This is a genomic window from Oricola indica, assembly GCF_019966595.1.
Lineage (GTDB): Bacteria > Pseudomonadota > Alphaproteobacteria > Rhizobiales > Rhizobiaceae > Oricola > Oricola indica.
In genome coordinates this window covers 233,877-248,436 of the sequence record NZ_JAINFJ010000002.1, presented here as the reverse complement: position 1 = coordinate 248,436, position 14,560 = coordinate 233,877, and the positions used below count along the sequence as shown (strand labels likewise).

Sequence of the window (14,560 nt, the reverse complement as noted above, 5' to 3'; positions counted from 1 at the left end):
GAAGGGAGAGGCGAATTGGCAAGGCTTGCAGGAAAATCCGCGATTGTCACCGGCGCGGCGTCGGGTTTCGGCGAAGGCATGGCGAAACGCTTCGCCGAGGAGGGCGCGAATGTCCTTGTCGCCGATCTGAACGGTGAGGGCGCCGAACGGGTCGCATCCGAAATCGGCGCAGCGGCCCTTCCGCTGGCCGTCGATGTGGCGCGCAGGGAAGATGTCGATCGCATGGCCGCGACCGCCCTGGAGCGTTTCGGCCGCATCGACATCATGGTCAACAATGCCGGCTATACGCATCCGAACGGCGACATGCTGGGTGTCGACGAGGAAACCTTCGACCGTATCGCCGACGTCAACATGAAGGCGATCTACCTCTCCGCGCTCGCCGTTGTGCCTGTTATGGAAAAACAGGGTGGCGGCGCGATCATCACCACCGCATCCACCGCCGGTCTGCGTCCCCGTCCGGGCCTGACCTGGTACAATGCGTCCAAGGGCTGGGCGATCACCGCCACCAAGTCGATGGCCGTCGAGCTCGCGCCGAAGAACATTCGCGTCAACTGCCTTTGCCCCGTCGCCGGGGAAACCGGCATGCTGGCGCAGTTCATGGGCGAGGATACGCCGGAAAAGCGGGCCTTGTTCCGCGCCTCCATCCCGCTCGGCCGCCTGTCGACCCCGCTCGATATCGCCAATGCGGCCTTGTGGCTCGCCTCCGACGAGGCGGAATTCATCACCGGGGTGGCGCTGGAAGTCGATGGTGGCCGTTGCATTTGAGCGGCCAACGGGAACCCGGAAGGCCGGGCGCCGTTCTTGCCTTGCCGCAATCCTCTGATACGGAAGAGCCATGACCGGCGACCAGATTTTTCTCTTCGCGCTCTTCGGGGCGGCCTTCGTGTTCTTCGTGTGGGACAAGGTCCGCTACGATCTCGTCGCCTTTTCGGCGCTCCTCATCGCGGTCGTCGCCGGCCATGTCGAGCCGGAGGCGGCCTTCGAGGGATTCGGTCATCCGGCCGTCGTCATCATCGGCCTCGTGCTGATCGTCTCGCGCGGATTGGTCAATTCCGGCGCGGTCGAGCGCATCGCCCGCCTCGTCGTCGCGCCGGAGCGCTCGGTGCCGATGCATATCGGCGTCATGTCGGTCGTCGGCGCGGCGCTTTCGGCGGTCATCAACAATGTCGCGGCGCTGGCGCTCCTGATGCCGCTCGACCTCGAAGCGTCCGCCAAGGCGAAGCGCGCGGCCGCACTCACCCTGATGCCGCTCTCCTTCGCCACCATCCTCGGCGGCATGATCACGCTGATCGGCACGCCGCCCAACATCGTCATCGCGCAATATCGCGACCGCGCGCTCGGCGAACCGTTCTCGATGTTCGATTTCGCGCCGGTCGGCCTGGCCGTGTCGATCGCCGGCATCGCCTTCGTCGCGCTTGTCGGCTGGCGGCTGATCCCGGCGCGCGACAGGCCGTCCCAGGTCAAGAGCGGCGAGGAGGCCGGGCTCTACGTCGCCGAGGCTCGCGTCAAGGAGGGCTCGAAATTCATCGACATGAAGGTGCACGAGCTCTACCCGCTCGCCAATGACAACGACATCGCCGTCATCGGCCTTGTCCGCCGGGGCCGCCGCCTGCCGGGCTTCTCGCGCAACGAGACGCTCACCAAGGGCGATTTCGTGGTCCTCGAGGGCGATCCGAAGTCGATCGAGACCTTCATGGGCGCCGCCGAGTTCGATTTCTCCGGCTCCGAGAAACACGAGGGCGGCGTCGCCGGCCCGTCGCTGACCCTTATCGAGGCCATCGTTCCGGACGGCTCGCGCATCGTCGGCCGTTCCGCGATGGATTTGCGGCTGCAATACCGTCACGCGATCACGCTTCTCGGCGTCTCGCGCAACGGCAAGCGGTTCCGCGAGCGCGTGCGTCACGTCAAGATCCAGCCGGGCGACGTGCTGCTCCTGCTCGGCGCGGAGGAACGCATCAGCGAGATCGCCGGCTGGCTCAATGTCCTGCCGCTCGCCGAGGGCAAGACGCAAATGCTCCAGCGCGGCAAGGCGACCATGGCGATCGGCGCCTTCGCCGCCGCCATCGCAGCCTCCGTTATGGGGTTCGTCACGCTCGACATCGCGCTTGGCCTCGTCGTCGTATCCTATGTGCTGATGGGCCTTCTGAACGGCACCGAGGTCTACGAGGCCGTCGATTGGCGGGTGATCGTCCTGCTCGGCTCGCTGATCCCGCTCGGCCTCGCTCTGGAAGACAGCGGCGGAACGCAACTGATCGCCGAGACCATCGTGTCGGCCACCAGCGGCGCGCCGGTCTGGGTCGTGCTCGCCGTGCTGATGGTCGTCACCATGACGCTGTCTGACTTCCTCAACAACGTCGCGACCACGCTGATCGCCGCCCCCATTGCCGTCGGCGTCGCCAATTCCTTCAACGTCAATCCCGATCCCTTCCTGATCGGCGTCGCGGTGGCTGCCTCCTGCGCCTTCCTCACGCCCATCGGCCACAAGAACAACACCATCATCATGGGGCCGGGCGGCTACGCCTTCGGCGACTACTGGCGCATGGGCATTTTCCTGGAAGTGCTCGTGCTGGTCGTTGCGATCCCGACGATTCTGCTGGTGTGGCCGTTATAGTCTTCTGAAACGGGAAGACGGGCTTTTCGGCAGGCCTGAAAAACGGCCGGGCTCCCCCTCGAAAGCCCGGCCTTGGTAACGGTCCGCATCGGGATGGGGGTTGGGTGCTTCTCGTTACATTACGTAACGTAACATGAAAACTCTGCGCGGCAAATTCCGCGTACACGGTTATTTCGCCCCCGCGTGATGGCCGCTTGCCGAATTCTCCGTTATTGCCCCATCTTCGTCGGATTGCCGTCGCAAGCACGCAACATCGTGGCCTGTCCGGCCACCCGAAAAGGAGTGTAATCCATGGCTGGCGCTGAAGCCCTTATAGTTCTGAGCCTACTCGGCTGCGACGACAGCGGCACGCAATGCGATTTCGTGCGCGTCGGCACCGAGCATTTCGAGACCGTCGAAGCCTGTCGCGCCGCCTCCGAGCCGCTCTTGCAGGCGAGCGTCGAGGCCGATTATCCGACGGTCGTCGCCGTGTGCTCGCCGCAAAGCTCCGTGCCGATGCAGCAGACCGCCGAAACCGGCGAACCGGTTCCCGTTCCGATTCCTCCGGAAACGCCCGCCGAAGTCGGTGACGAAGCCTTGCCGGCCGGGGATCTCGCCCAGCCCTATCCCGAGCCGCCGGCGGAGCCCGAAAAGGAACCGGGTCTGCTCGCCCGCGTCGCCACGGCGATCGGCGCGCTTACGCCCGACAAGGAAACCCTGACCAAGCCCATCGATGTCGCCGCCGACGGTGCCGCCAAGGTCGGCGGCGCGGTCATCGTCGGCGTCAAGCGCGTCGCCGACGCGGTCAATCCGTTCTGATCCTGTCGCGCTGCCCCAGGGCGGCGCGACATCTCCCGCCAACAGCCCTGGAAAGGGCGCGTCCATAAACAGCTTGACTGTCCGGGGATTAGGCATACCCTCCGATTAGACTGATCGGTCTAGTTTAAAGCAAGGAGGACGTCATGCGTGTCGCCAAGGAAGATGTCGAGATCAAGCTGGAACTGCCGGGCGTGGTCGTGCGCCAGCACCGGGACTTCGGTGATGTGGGAGGATACGGACGGATCAGCGGTGAGTATTTCACCCTGGCGGCCGGCGTCGACACCACGCCGCTCTTCCAGGGACTGGAGGGCAACCTCTGCCAATGCCCCCATTGGGGTTACGTGCTGAGCGGCAGGATCACGACCACGGATGTCGACGGATTACAGGAAACCGTCAGCGCCAATGACCTTTTCCACTGGCCGCCCGGTCACAATGTCCATGTGGACGACGATGCCGAGATCGTTATGTTCAGTCCGCAGCATGAACATACCGAGGTCATCGATCACATGATCGAGAAAACCCGGTAACAATCCGCTCTGTCGCGGGGAGGACACGCCTCCCGGCGGCTGATCACCCCGCCAGTCGCGAGAAGCCAGAACGTGCATTCGACCAAGCAACGCCTGATAGAAGCGGGTTTGCGGATGTTGCTGGAGCAGGGCTATGGCAGCCTTGGCATCAAGGAGCTTCTGGACGAGACGGGCATCCCGAAGGGATCCTTCTACCATCACTTCCGCGACAAGGAGGATTTCGCGCTCACGGTGATCGACACCTATCTGGCGAATGTCCACACCGTTCTCGACCAGTGCGTCGAGGCGAAGGAACTCCCCCCGCTGGATCGTGTTCGCCATTTCTTCGGTCTCGTACAGGAAAGCTACAAGTCCGACGGATATCTGGGCTGCCTCATGGGCGCACTCGGTCAGGAATTGTCGGGCATGAGCGAGCCGTTTCGCCGCAAGATCGACGCCTGCTTCTCCTCGATTGCCGAACGGCTTGCCATCTGCCTGGACGAAGCACAGCGCGAAGGTGATATCCGCGGCGGTTGCGATACGCAGCAGATGGCGGAATTGCTGGTCGATTGCTGGGAAGGCGCTGCGCTGCGCAGCCGTTTGAAGCGAAGTCCGGAATCGCTCGACGCCATGGTCGACTATTTTCTCGCCTCGCTGAAGTAATGCGCGGACGTTTGCCCGGCAGACCGGTCCGCGGCTTCGGCGACGCTCATCATTGAATTGCCGGGTCGGAAGGCTTATGCCCTCGCCACCTCGAATTTTCCAGGGCATTTCGAATGCACGCAGTCTCGATATCCGGAACCGGCGTCTTCACACCGGAACAGACGATTTCCAACGCCGAGCTCGTCGCCGCCTTCAACGCCTATGCCGACCGGCAGAACGCGCTGCACGCCGACGAGATCGAACGCGGCGAGCGCGAGCCGATCCCGCAGTCCGACGAGGGCTTCATCGTCAAGGCGTCGGGCATCGAAAGCCGCTACGTCCTAGACAAGACGGGCACGCTCGATCCGGAAATCATGCACCCCGTGCTGCCCGAACGGTCCGACGACGAACTCTCGGTCATGGCCGAGATGGCGCTGAAGGCCGCGACGGTCGCGCTGGAAAAATCCGGCCGCACCGCCGCCGATATCGACGCCGTCATCTGCGCCGCGTCGAACCACGAGCGCGCCTATCCGGCCATCGCCATCGAGGTCCAGCAGGCGCTTGGCATTAACGGTTTCGCCTTCGACATGAATGTCGCCTGTTCCTCGGCGACCTTCGGCATCCAGGCCGCCGCCGACATGATCCGCTCCGGTTCCGCGCGCGCCATCCTGATGGTCAACCCGGAGATCTGCTCCGCGCATCTGGAATGGCGCGACCGCGACTGCCATTTCATTTTCGGCGATGTCTGCACCGCCGTAGTCCTCGAACGCGCGGACCTCGCCACCGCGCCGGGCCGGTTCGAAATCGTCTCGACGCGCTGCCTGACGCAATTTTCCAACAACATCCGAAACAACAACGGCTTCCTGCGCCGCACCCGCGAAGGCCACATGCAGGACCGCCGCGACATGCTGTTTCGCCAGGAGGGCCGCAAGGTCTTCAAGCAGGTCGTGCCCATCGTCATCGACCTGATCCTCGGCCATCTCGCCGACGAGGATTTGAAACCGGGCGATCTCGAACGGCTGTGGCTGCATCAGGCCAACAAGGGCATGAATGACATGATCGGCGCGCGCGTGCTCGGCCGGACACCGGAAAAGGGCGAGCAGCCCAACATCCTGCAGGACTACGCCAACACCTCCTCCGCCGGCTCGATCATCGCCTTCTCGAAATATTCCGACGATCTAGAACCGGGCGCGCTCGGCGTCATCTGCTCCTTCGGCGCGGGCTATTCGGCAGGCAGCGTGATCGTCCGCAAGGCTGCCTGAGCGGGTGCGCCTCAGCTTATGGCAGGTGATCGCCGCGAAGCCGTCTTCGCCGAGAACCCTGCGAAGCGCCCGGAAAGCCGCCGGAACCTCTTGCGGGTAGAAATGCTCGAGATTTTGCGTGGAGACCGGCGCTAGACGCGGTTTTCCTCGGCGGAACGGATCGGATCGCGAAAATCCTCGGTCAGGTCGCGCATCACGATGATCGCGCCGCCGACCGCGTCATCGCTCCTGCGCTGCGTCAGCATCTGGCATTCGAGCAGAAGCCTGCCGTGATCCTCGGTGTCGAGATAATAGCAATAGCTCAGGTCTTCGCCGCCGAAACAGCGTTCGAGATAGGCTCTGGCACGCTTTTCGAAACGCCGGTCGCCGATCAGCTCGACGATGTGCCGGTCGTGGATCGCGTCCGGCGGCTTTCCGTGGAAGCGCCCGTTGGCCGGCGAGGTGTAGCCGATGCGCCAATCCGTTCCGACCGTCGATATCCGAAGGTTGGTCAACTCGATCATGCTCATCGCCTCCCGGTCCGGCAGTCCGTCTTCGAAGATGCGGCGTCCAAGCTCTGCATCGAGCGCGGGCGTCGCGTTCCGATCGTTGCCTCGGGATTTCGCACCGTCTGCGACATAGCGGTCGATCACGGCGTGCAGGTCTGAAAGCGGCGGCTTGTCGGCCGAATGGTCTGTCGTCTTGGAGACGAGATCCATGAAGAAGTCGATCTGCATGCGCCGTTCGAACATGCATTTGGAGGACGCATCGCGAATCGAATTGCGAAACCACCGCATACGGATATCGAGTTCGCGAATTGCCGCGCTGTCCTCGACCTGAATGGCGCGCGAGAGCGCGGTTTCACAGTGCCGATAATCGTCGATGAGTGACGAGAGATCCATTTTTGCTTGCGCGCCCCTGTTCAAGCAGGGGGACCATACCTGTTATATCCGCCATTAAAAAGGCGATTTAACCCGGTTCTCGGTCGGCCGGCAATAATTTTCAAGTAAACGCCGTCACCCGCGCCGCATTTGACTTCTCTTACGTTCGGGAAATCCGGTTCTTTTGCGCATGGCACATCCCGCGCGAGGCCGCGCGGGATGGTTGTTTCCGGTCCGGGGCCTTAGCGATTATTGGCCGTGAGAAGAGGCGTGATGTTTCGGATCGTTGCCCGCCTGTTCTGCGCCTCGGCCCGCTCGGTGTCGATCTTCAGGAACTGCTCGCCATAGCCCTGCGTCACCAGGTTCTCGGGCGGCACGCCGTAGCGGTCGACCATGATGCGCGCCACCGTTTCCGCGCGACGGTCCGACAGCGCCAGGTTCGAAACATCCGATCCGATCGCGTCGGTGTGTCCTTCGACGAGGATCACGGTTGAAGGATCCTGCTCGATCAGGGCAAGAACGGCACGCGCCATATCCTCGAGAAGCGGGACCTGGCTTTCGCGCACGATCGCCGACCCGGTCTCGAAGGTGATCGTGTCGAGATCGACACGCCGGACCTTGGCGCGCAGACGTTCGCTCTCGCGGACCTCGCGCAGCGTGTAGTCGTTCTCGACCCGCTCGACCGGCGGCGCGGTGATCGTGTCGAAGATATCCTGGCGGCTCGCCCGGCGCGCCGGCATGATGTAGCGGTCGCGCGGGATATCGACGCGGATCGGCGGCAGCCTGCGCTCGTAATCCACCCGACGGCGGTCGTCGCGGCCGCGATTGTCGATCAGCACAATTTCGCGCCCGTTCGGCAGGATACGGGTCCGCTTGAGGATGTAACCACCCTCGTCGCGGACGGTCTCGATGCGCACGCCGTTGCGCCGCGTGACGGTTTCCAGCGTCCGTCCGCCGCGAAGCCGCTGCACGGTCACTTCGGCGTCGCCATCGCGCAGCAAGCTGCTCTCGTCCTTGCGAACGTAATATTCGCCGTCACGCTCGACGATGATGCGGTCGCCTTCGTCCTGGATCACACGTCCGCCGAGAGCGGGAATGACAGCGCCCAGAATGGCGCCGACGGCGGCCGCGCCGATTGTTTCGCCGCGATTGCGGCGCGCTTCCTCGCGTCGTTCTTTTTCGTCGGCGCGAATACGGCCCCGCTGTTCCTCGGTCACATCGTCGGGCACGACGATCGTGGGCTCCTCGACCTGCTCGGCATCGGCGCGGTCGCGCTTCTTGCCGTCGCGACGGTCGCCCTTGCGGCGTGTCTCGTCTTGATCGTCGCCGCGACGCTTGCGCTCGCCGGACTGCATGTCCTGCATTTCAGGCTGCTCGGCCGCGCCTTCCTCCATCGCCGGCTGCTCGGGCTCGGCTGACGGTTCCATGGCCTTCGGCTCTTCCATGGGTTGCTCGGCGGCCGGTTCTTCCGGCTGTGCCTCCTCCATGGCGGGCTCTTCTTCCACGGTGGGCTCTTCCGGTGCCGGTTCCTCGGCAGCGGGCTCCGCTGCGGCCGGCTCCTCGGCGGCAGGCTGTTCCGCTGCGGGTTGTTCTGCTTGCGGTTCCTCCGCCGCCGGCTGCTCTGGGGCCTCCTGCGGAACCTCTTCGGCAGCGGGCTGCTCGGGCGCGGGCTCTTCTGCGGCCGGCTGTTCCGGTGCGGGCTCCTCGGCGGCCGGCTGCTCCGGTTCAGGCGCGGGCTGCGCTTCCTCTGCTGCGGGTTGCTCGGGCGCGGGTTCTTCCGCCGCCGGTTCCTCCGCCGCCGGTTCCTCCGCGGGGGCCTCGGGTGCTACCGCGCAGTCCGGGTGATCGGGGGTCTCCTCGCAATTGACCGGCGGCGTGCCGTCCTGTGCGAAAGCGATCTGCGCCGGTGCCGGCAGCGTGATGGCCAACGCAAGCGCGATGGCCGTGGAATTCTGGTAGAATCGTTTCTTGGTCATCATTTTTCTCTGTTAGCGCGTCCCTTCGCGCCCCGCGCGGATGCGCGGGTCTGGTCGATCAGAATGCGCAATTGCGGCAATCGTTCCGCCGGCCGATCACGAATCGTCTCGTGGCGAGATACCGGCCGGACGCGTCAGAGCTTGTCCAGCATGGCGTACCAGGTCAGCGCCAGCGTCAGCATCGGCTTGCGGAAACGCCGTCCGCCGGGGAAGGCGGGAACCTTGAGATCGCGGAAATACTGCAGCCGGTCGCGATTGCCCGTGACCGCTTCGGCATAGAGCTTCCCGGTGAAGTTGGACAGCATCACCCCGTGCCCGGAAAAGCCGCCGATCGCGGTCACGCCGGGCTTCACGTCGCGCACAAAGGGCTCGCGCGGCATGGTGATGCCGACCGACCCGCCCCAGGCATGGGTGATCTCCACCTCGGCCAGTTCCGGATAAATCTCCGCGATCTGCTTGCGGATATGCGTGCTGATGTCGCGCGGATTGTCCGCCGTATAGGCCTCGCGCCCGCCGAACAGCAGCCGGTCGTCGCCATATTTGCGGAAATAGCGCACCACGAAGCGCGAATCGTCGATCGACTCGCCACCCGGAATGATCTTGCGCGAAAGCGCGCCAAGCGGCGCCGTCGCACCGATGAAGGAGCGGATCGGCATCACATGCGCCGCCGACACCGGCTCCAGCCCGGCATTGCCATAGGCGTTGACGGCGATCAGCGCGCGGTCGGCGGTGATCGTGCCGCGCGGCGTTGTCACGGTCACCTTGCCGCCGGATTGGCCGAGCGCCGTGGCCGGCGTCGTCTCGAAAAGCTGTGCGCCGGCTTCCGCCGCCACACGCGCCGTGCCGATGACCAGCCGCAGCGGGTGGATATGGCCCGTATGCGTGTCGCGCAGCGCGCCATGAAAGAATGTCGAGCCGACGCTTTGTGCGGTCTCGTCGCGCTCCATATAGGTCAGGTGCGGATAGTCGTAGCGTTCCGCCATGATCTCGGCATGGCGGTGATACTCCGAGACATAGCGCTTCTTGTGGACCGCCGATATCTGGCCGGCGCTGTAGCCGATATCGATGCCGTGTTCGGCCGCGAAATCGTGCATGTGCCGCTTGGCGTCCTCGGCGATATCGAACAGGGCCTTCGCGCGCTCGAAGCCGATCTCGCCTTCCTGGTCCTCCGGCCATGCGCGCAGGCCGGTCCCCATCTGCCCGCCATTGCGTCCCGACGCGCCGTCGCCGAAGCGCGCCTGCTCGATCAGCACCACGTTGACGCCGGCCTTCGCCAAATGCGCCGCCGCCGAAAGGCCGGTGAACCCGCCGCCGATGACGACGACGTCGCAGGCGCGGTCACCGTCGAGCGCCGGGTATTCCGGCCGCTCGCCGGCCGTCGCCTCGTACCAGGAAATGCCGGGAGAGATAGGAGATTGGTAGGTCATGGCAGTCCGGCGAATGGCATATGGGGTGTTGTAGACAGGGGTGGTCCAGGCTTGTTCTGCTCAGAATATCGGAATCAGCATACTCGCTACTCACTCACACGTTCAGAAGCAGAAATTCCCGCTCCCACGGGCTGATCACCCGCATGAAGGTCTCGAACTCGCCGCGTTTCACGCCGGCCAGCGTCGCGGTGAATTCGCGGCCAAGGATATCGTCGAAATCGCGTTCCGCCTCCATCAGCGACACCGCCGACAGCAGGTCGCGCGGCAGCGAGATCGCCCCTTCATTCGCCGTTTCCGCCGTCGGGCTTGTCGGCACGATGCCGTTGACCATGCCGAGATAGCCGCAGGCAAGCGAGGCGGCTAGCGCCAGATAGGGGTTTGCGTCCGATGACGGCAGCCGGTTCTCCACGCGCCGCCCGGCGGCGTTCGAGGTCGGAATGCGGAAGGCGGTGGTGCGGTTGTCATAGCCCCATGCGGTGTTGACCGGGGCGGCCATCTCCGGCGTCAGCCGCCGGTAGGAGTTCACATAGGGCGCCATCATCACCAGCGCCTTGGGCACATAGTGCTGCATGCCGCCGATGAAGGCGCGGAACAGTTCCGTTTCCGAGCCGTCCTCGGCGGAGAAGATGTTCGCGCCGGTCTTCGCATCGACCACCGACTGGTGGATATGCATCGCGCTGCCGGATTCGCCCTGCATCGGCTTTGCCATGAAGGTGGCGAACATGTCGGATTTCAGCGCCGCCTCGCGGATGGCGCGTTTCATCAGGAACACCTGGTCGGCAAGTTGAACCGGGTCGCCGTGACGCAGATTGATCTCGAGCTGCGACGGGCCTTCCTCGTGGATCAGCGTGTCGATCTCCAGCCCCTGCGCCTCGCAGAAATGGTAGATGTCGTCGATCAGCTCGTCGAATTCGTTGACCCCGGCGATCGAATAGGCCTGCCCGCCGGCGATCGGCCGGCCGGAGCGTCCGACCGGCGGCTGCAACTGGTAGTCCGGATCGTTGTTGCGCGCGACGAGATAGAACTCGACCTCCGGCGCCACGACCGGCCTCCAGCCCTTCTCCGCATAGGCCGCGACGACGCGTTTCAGCACGTTGCGCGGCGTATAGGCGATGTCCTTGCCGTCGGCGCCCACGAGGTCGCAGATCACCTGCGCCGTCGGGTCGCTCTCCCAAGGCACGGCCGAAAGCGTCGAGAGATCCGGCATCAGCTTCAGGTCGCCGTCATGCGGATCGTAGCGGAAATCGCCCGTTTCCTCGGGATACTCGCCCGAGATCGTCTGCCGGAACAGCGCCGAGGGCAGCGCCAGCGAGGTCTGAGAGGTGAATTTCTTCGACGGCATCATCTTGCCGCGCGGCACGCCGGCGAGGTCGGGCGTAATGCACTCGATATCCTCGATGGAGCGCCAGGAAAGCCATTCCTCGGCCTGCTTCCAGTTGGCGACGCCGTATTTGTTGTCGATAAATGCGGGCAGCTTCGCGCGCGTGGTCTTCACCTTGGCCGAGCGCTTTGCTCCGCCGGTCTTCGTCGTGTCCTTGGCCATCAATCACCGGTTGGTTGCGGATGTTTGCTTATAAGCCGGGCGAACGGAGCGGGAAAGGGGGCGTTTTGCCCCGCCGAGCTGTCAGGCCGGTACGGCGATCGCCGCGTGGCCGTCCTTCTTTTCCAGCAATGCGCGGAACGTGTCCGCATCGACCGGGCGGGAATAGTAATAGCCCTGGCCGACATCGCATCCGATCAGCCGCAGGAATGCCTCCTGCTCGTAGGTCTCCACGCCTTCGCACACGATCTTCAGGTTGAAGGCGTCGCCGAGCATGGCGACAGCGCGGACGATGCCCTGCGCCTCGACGCTGGTCGTCAGGTTCTTGATGAACTGCTTGTCGATCTTGATTTCGTCGAAGCGCAGCCAGGAGAGATAGCCGATGCCCGAATAGCCGGTGCCGAAATCGTCGAGCGAGATCGAAACGCCGAGCGCTTTCAGCGTCTTGATGCGGTCGAGCAGGCCGGCGTCGCCTTCCAGCATCTCGCTTTCGATTAGTTCGATGGTCAGGCGTTCCGGCGCCAGCCCCGTTTCGTCCAGGGCCGCGCGCACATGGTCGAGAAAGGCATCGTTCGCGATCTGCTGCGGCGCGACGTTGATCGAGATCGGAATCCCGACCGGCCACGATGCCGCCTCGCGGCAGGCCGTGAACAGGATCCAGCGCCCGAGTTCGCCGATGAAGCCGTTCGCCTCCGCGACCGCGATGAACTCGTCCGGCGCCACGTTGCCGAGATGCGGATGTGTCCAGCGCGCCAGCGCCTCCGCGCCGTGCGGCGCTCCGGTGGAGAGCCCGACCTGCAACTGGTAGGCGATGTGGATCTGGCCGCGGTCGATCGCATGCCAGAGGTCGCGCTCGATGATCCGGCTGCGCATGCGCTGCGCCGCGAGCGCCTCGTCGAACGCGACGATCCGCGAGCCGCCCGTCATGCGCGCCTTGTCGAGCGCGATCTCGGCACGGTCGAGCAGGATTTCCGCCGCGACCGGTTCGCCATGCCCGACATCGCACAGGACGACGCCGCCCTGCACGCCGATGCGGGCGTTGCCGCGGTCGACGGGGTAGGGCGCGTTGACCGCATCGGCGAGTGTCTCCGCCGCGGCGTAGGCCGCCGCCTCGTTCTCGATGCCGCCGAGAAGAACCGCGAACGTGTCGCCGCCGAGGCGCGCCGTGCCCAGCACATGGCCACCCGCTGCCTGCAGCCGTTCCGCGAAGCTGCGCAGCACGGCATTGCCGGTATTGCGCCCGAGCGTGACATTGATCGTCTTGAACCGGTGGAGGTTGAACGCGACGATCGCGAACCCGCCCTTCGCGGTGTTGGCCGTCTCACTGTCGATGATCCGCAGAAAGGCGTGGCGGCGCCATACGCCGGTCAGGTCGTCGCGGTCGGACAGCCAGCGCAGTTTCTCCTCGTAGGAGAGGCGCTCGGAGATGTCGCGCGCCGTCAGGCAGGCGACAATCGGGCCGCGCCCCGCGCTGTTCGCCTTGCGGCGGCCCTCGGTCGCCTTGCGCAGTTCCGAGATGCCGATCGTGTATTCGATGGTGCGCAGCGATCCGTCGCCCGCCATCGGCATGGTAAGCGTCCTGGTCTCCGCCCGGTGGCTGTCATCCTCGCGCGCCCGCGCGATCGCCCTGCCGATGGCCCGGCAAAGCTCCGGCGGCAGGAAATCCGACATCGCCGCGCCGTTCCTTGGCAAGTCGTCGAGGCCGAAGACCCCTTGCACCGCGTCGCTGACCTGCAGCGCCCGCCCGTTTTCGTCGGTGACGATGATCGCGTCGAAATTCTCGCGCACGACGTGCTGCAGCACCTGCCGCATATTGCCGGCGTCCGTCCTCGCCTCGTTCGACAGCCTGCGGAAGAAGGCCGTCATCGCCAGCGAGCGCATGCCGAGCGCCGTCAGCGCGGAGACATGCACGAAGGCCGTCGGCACCATCAGGCCCTGGAGAAGATAGAAGCCGACCGCCGTCGGCTCCGCGATCAGCGGAAGCGCGGCATAGGCGAGCACGGCCTGCACCGGCGTCATGCGCGGCAGGCCGAATTGCAGCGCGAGCAACAGCAGGAACACCGGCAGCGCGATGGCCATCGGGTGGAGCGATGTCAGGTTGCGGCCCGCCAGCAATGTCTCCGCCGCCACGCCCTGCAACACCGCCCCGGCGATGAATTCGGATTTCGGAACGGCGTAGAAGTCGCGCAACTCGGTCGCGAACGCGCCGATCACCACCGTTCGCCCCTCGATCCGCGTCTTGTCGATCGTGCCGTTCAGCAGGTCGATCGCGCTGATCGTGTCGAAACCGGCCGCGTCGATGCCGAAATCGATGGTGATGACCGGGTCGTCGATTGCCGCCGTCCCGGCGATGCTCGCGGGGATGGAGTCGATACGGTCCTCGCCGAGCTGCAGTCCGGTCGGGAACTGCCGCACCCTGCCGTCCGCATCCGGAAACACATTCACCGATGCGAGCCAGGCATATTCCGCCAGTTCGGGGATCGGCGCTGTGATCAGCCCGCCCGCCTCGTGCGATGCCGCGTCGTCATGCTGCAGGAAGACCGGCAGCGTCACCGTGCCGCCGGCGCGCTTTATGGCGGCCGCGAATGCGGCGTCGTTTTCCGGCGTCGAGGGTGTCGAGAAGTCGATGTCGAAAACGATGTCGCGCGCGCCGAGCGACCGCAGCCGGTCGGTCATGTCGGCATGGATGCTGCGCGGCCACGGCCAGACACCGACGGCGTCGAGGCTCTTCTTGTCGATCGCCACGAAGGCGATCTCGCCCGAGACCGGGCGGTCGGAAAAGCCGAACCGCTTGTCCGCGAGGAACCGGTCGAGCGGGGCCAGCAGGGACAGTGCCTGGGCTGCGAGGATCAGCGCGAGCATCGCCGCGCAGACCAGGTCACGTCGTCTGATTGCTGTCCACCGCATCGGCAGGCGCCCCGGCTTTTCGCGGTTCGTC

General features: G+C 65.0%; 11 protein-coding genes. 6 read left to right on the top strand and 5 right to left on the bottom strand.

Going from position 1 to position 14,560, the window contains the following annotated elements; genetic code table 11:
• The first annotated feature begins 15 nt into the window (after positions 1-15).
• The 6 genes from LC343_RS06690 (at position 16) to LC343_RS06665 (ending at position 5,819) form a co-directional block, all read left to right on the top strand.
• A complete protein-coding gene (locus LC343_RS06690) occupies positions 16-765 on the top strand; it encodes an SDR family oxidoreductase (protein ID WP_223476334.1) in 750 nt (249 codons plus the stop codon).
• A 70-nt stretch (positions 766-835) separates the two neighbouring features.
• Positions 836-2,611, top strand: coding sequence for an SLC13 family permease (locus LC343_RS06685; RefSeq protein ID WP_223476333.1), 1,776 nt, complete (start codon positions 836-838; stop codon positions 2,609-2,611).
• A gap of 291 nt (positions 2,612-2,902) precedes the next feature.
• Positions 2,903-3,409, top strand: coding sequence for a hypothetical protein (locus tag LC343_RS06680; protein WP_223476332.1), 507 nt, complete (start codon positions 2,903-2,905; stop codon positions 3,407-3,409).
• 143 nt (positions 3,410-3,552) lie between these two features.
• Complete coding sequence (locus tag LC343_RS06675) at positions 3,553-3,936, top strand: cupin domain-containing protein (protein WP_223476331.1); 384 nt, start codon at positions 3,553-3,555, stop codon at positions 3,934-3,936.
• 72 nt (positions 3,937-4,008) lie between these two features.
• Positions 4,009-4,578: a TetR/AcrR family transcriptional regulator gene (locus tag LC343_RS06670; RefSeq protein WP_223476330.1), complete on the top strand. Its 570-nt coding sequence runs from the start codon at positions 4,009-4,011 to the stop codon at positions 4,576-4,578.
• A gap of 113 nt (positions 4,579-4,691) precedes the next feature.
• Positions 4,692-5,819 (top strand): beta-ketoacyl-ACP synthase III, encoded by a 1,128-nt coding sequence (locus LC343_RS06665; protein WP_223476329.1) that lies wholly within the window; start codon positions 4,692-4,694, stop codon positions 5,817-5,819.
• 131 nt (positions 5,820-5,950) lie between these two features.
• Here LC343_RS06665 and LC343_RS06660 read toward each other — a convergent pair whose 3' ends face one another.
• From LC343_RS06660 to LC343_RS06640, 5 genes are all read right to left on the bottom strand, one after another.
• Complete coding sequence (locus LC343_RS06660; protein WP_223476328.1) at positions 5,951-6,700, bottom strand: PAS domain-containing protein; 750 nt, start codon at positions 6,698-6,700, stop codon at positions 5,951-5,953.
• A gap of 221 nt (positions 6,701-6,921) precedes the next feature.
• Entirely contained in the window at positions 6,922-8,655 is a 1,734-nt protein-coding gene (locus LC343_RS06655; RefSeq protein ID WP_223476327.1) for an OmpA family protein, read from the bottom strand.
• Positions 8,656-8,789: 134 nt separating this feature from the next.
• A complete protein-coding gene (locus LC343_RS06650) occupies positions 8,790-10,082 on the bottom strand; it encodes an NAD(P)/FAD-dependent oxidoreductase (protein WP_223476326.1) in 1,293 nt (430 codons plus the stop codon).
• A 94-nt stretch (positions 10,083-10,176) separates the two neighbouring features.
• A complete protein-coding gene (locus tag LC343_RS06645; RefSeq protein ID WP_223476325.1) occupies positions 10,177-11,625 on the bottom strand; it encodes a glutamine synthetase family protein in 1,449 nt (482 codons plus the stop codon).
• 81 nt (positions 11,626-11,706) lie between these two features.
• Positions 11,707-14,529 carry an EAL domain-containing protein gene (locus LC343_RS06640; RefSeq protein WP_223476324.1) on the bottom strand — a complete coding sequence of 941 codons (2,823 nt, stop codon included), beginning with the start codon at positions 14,527-14,529 and terminating at the stop codon, positions 11,707-11,709.
• Positions 14,530-14,560: the final 31 nt, after the last annotated feature.

Coding starts and splice junctions, on each gene's coding strand:
- LC343_RS06650 (WP_223476326.1), bottom strand. CDS start 10,082: ATGACCTACCAATCTCCTATCTCTCCCGGCATTTCCTGGTACGAGGCG.
- LC343_RS06660 (WP_223476328.1), bottom strand. CDS start 6,700: ATGGATCTCTCGTCACTCATCGACGATTATCGGCACTGTGAAACCGCG.
- LC343_RS06680 (WP_223476332.1), top strand. CDS start 2,903: ATGGCTGGCGCTGAAGCCCTTATAGTTCTGAGCCTACTCGGCTGCGAC.
- LC343_RS06675 (WP_223476331.1), top strand. CDS start 3,553: ATGCGTGTCGCCAAGGAAGATGTCGAGATCAAGCTGGAACTGCCGGGC.
- LC343_RS06645 (WP_223476325.1), bottom strand. CDS start 11,625: ATGGCCAAGGACACGACGAAGACCGGCGGAGCAAAGCGCTCGGCCAAG.
- LC343_RS06655 (WP_223476327.1), bottom strand. CDS start 8,655: ATGACCAAGAAACGATTCTACCAGAATTCCACGGCCATCGCGCTTGCG.
- LC343_RS06685 (WP_223476333.1), top strand. CDS start 836: ATGACCGGCGACCAGATTTTTCTCTTCGCGCTCTTCGGGGCGGCCTTC.
- LC343_RS06665 (WP_223476329.1), top strand. CDS start 4,692: ATGCACGCAGTCTCGATATCCGGAACCGGCGTCTTCACACCGGAACAG.
- LC343_RS06640 (WP_223476324.1), bottom strand. CDS start 14,529: ATGCGGTGGACAGCAATCAGACGACGTGACCTGGTCTGCGCGGCGATG.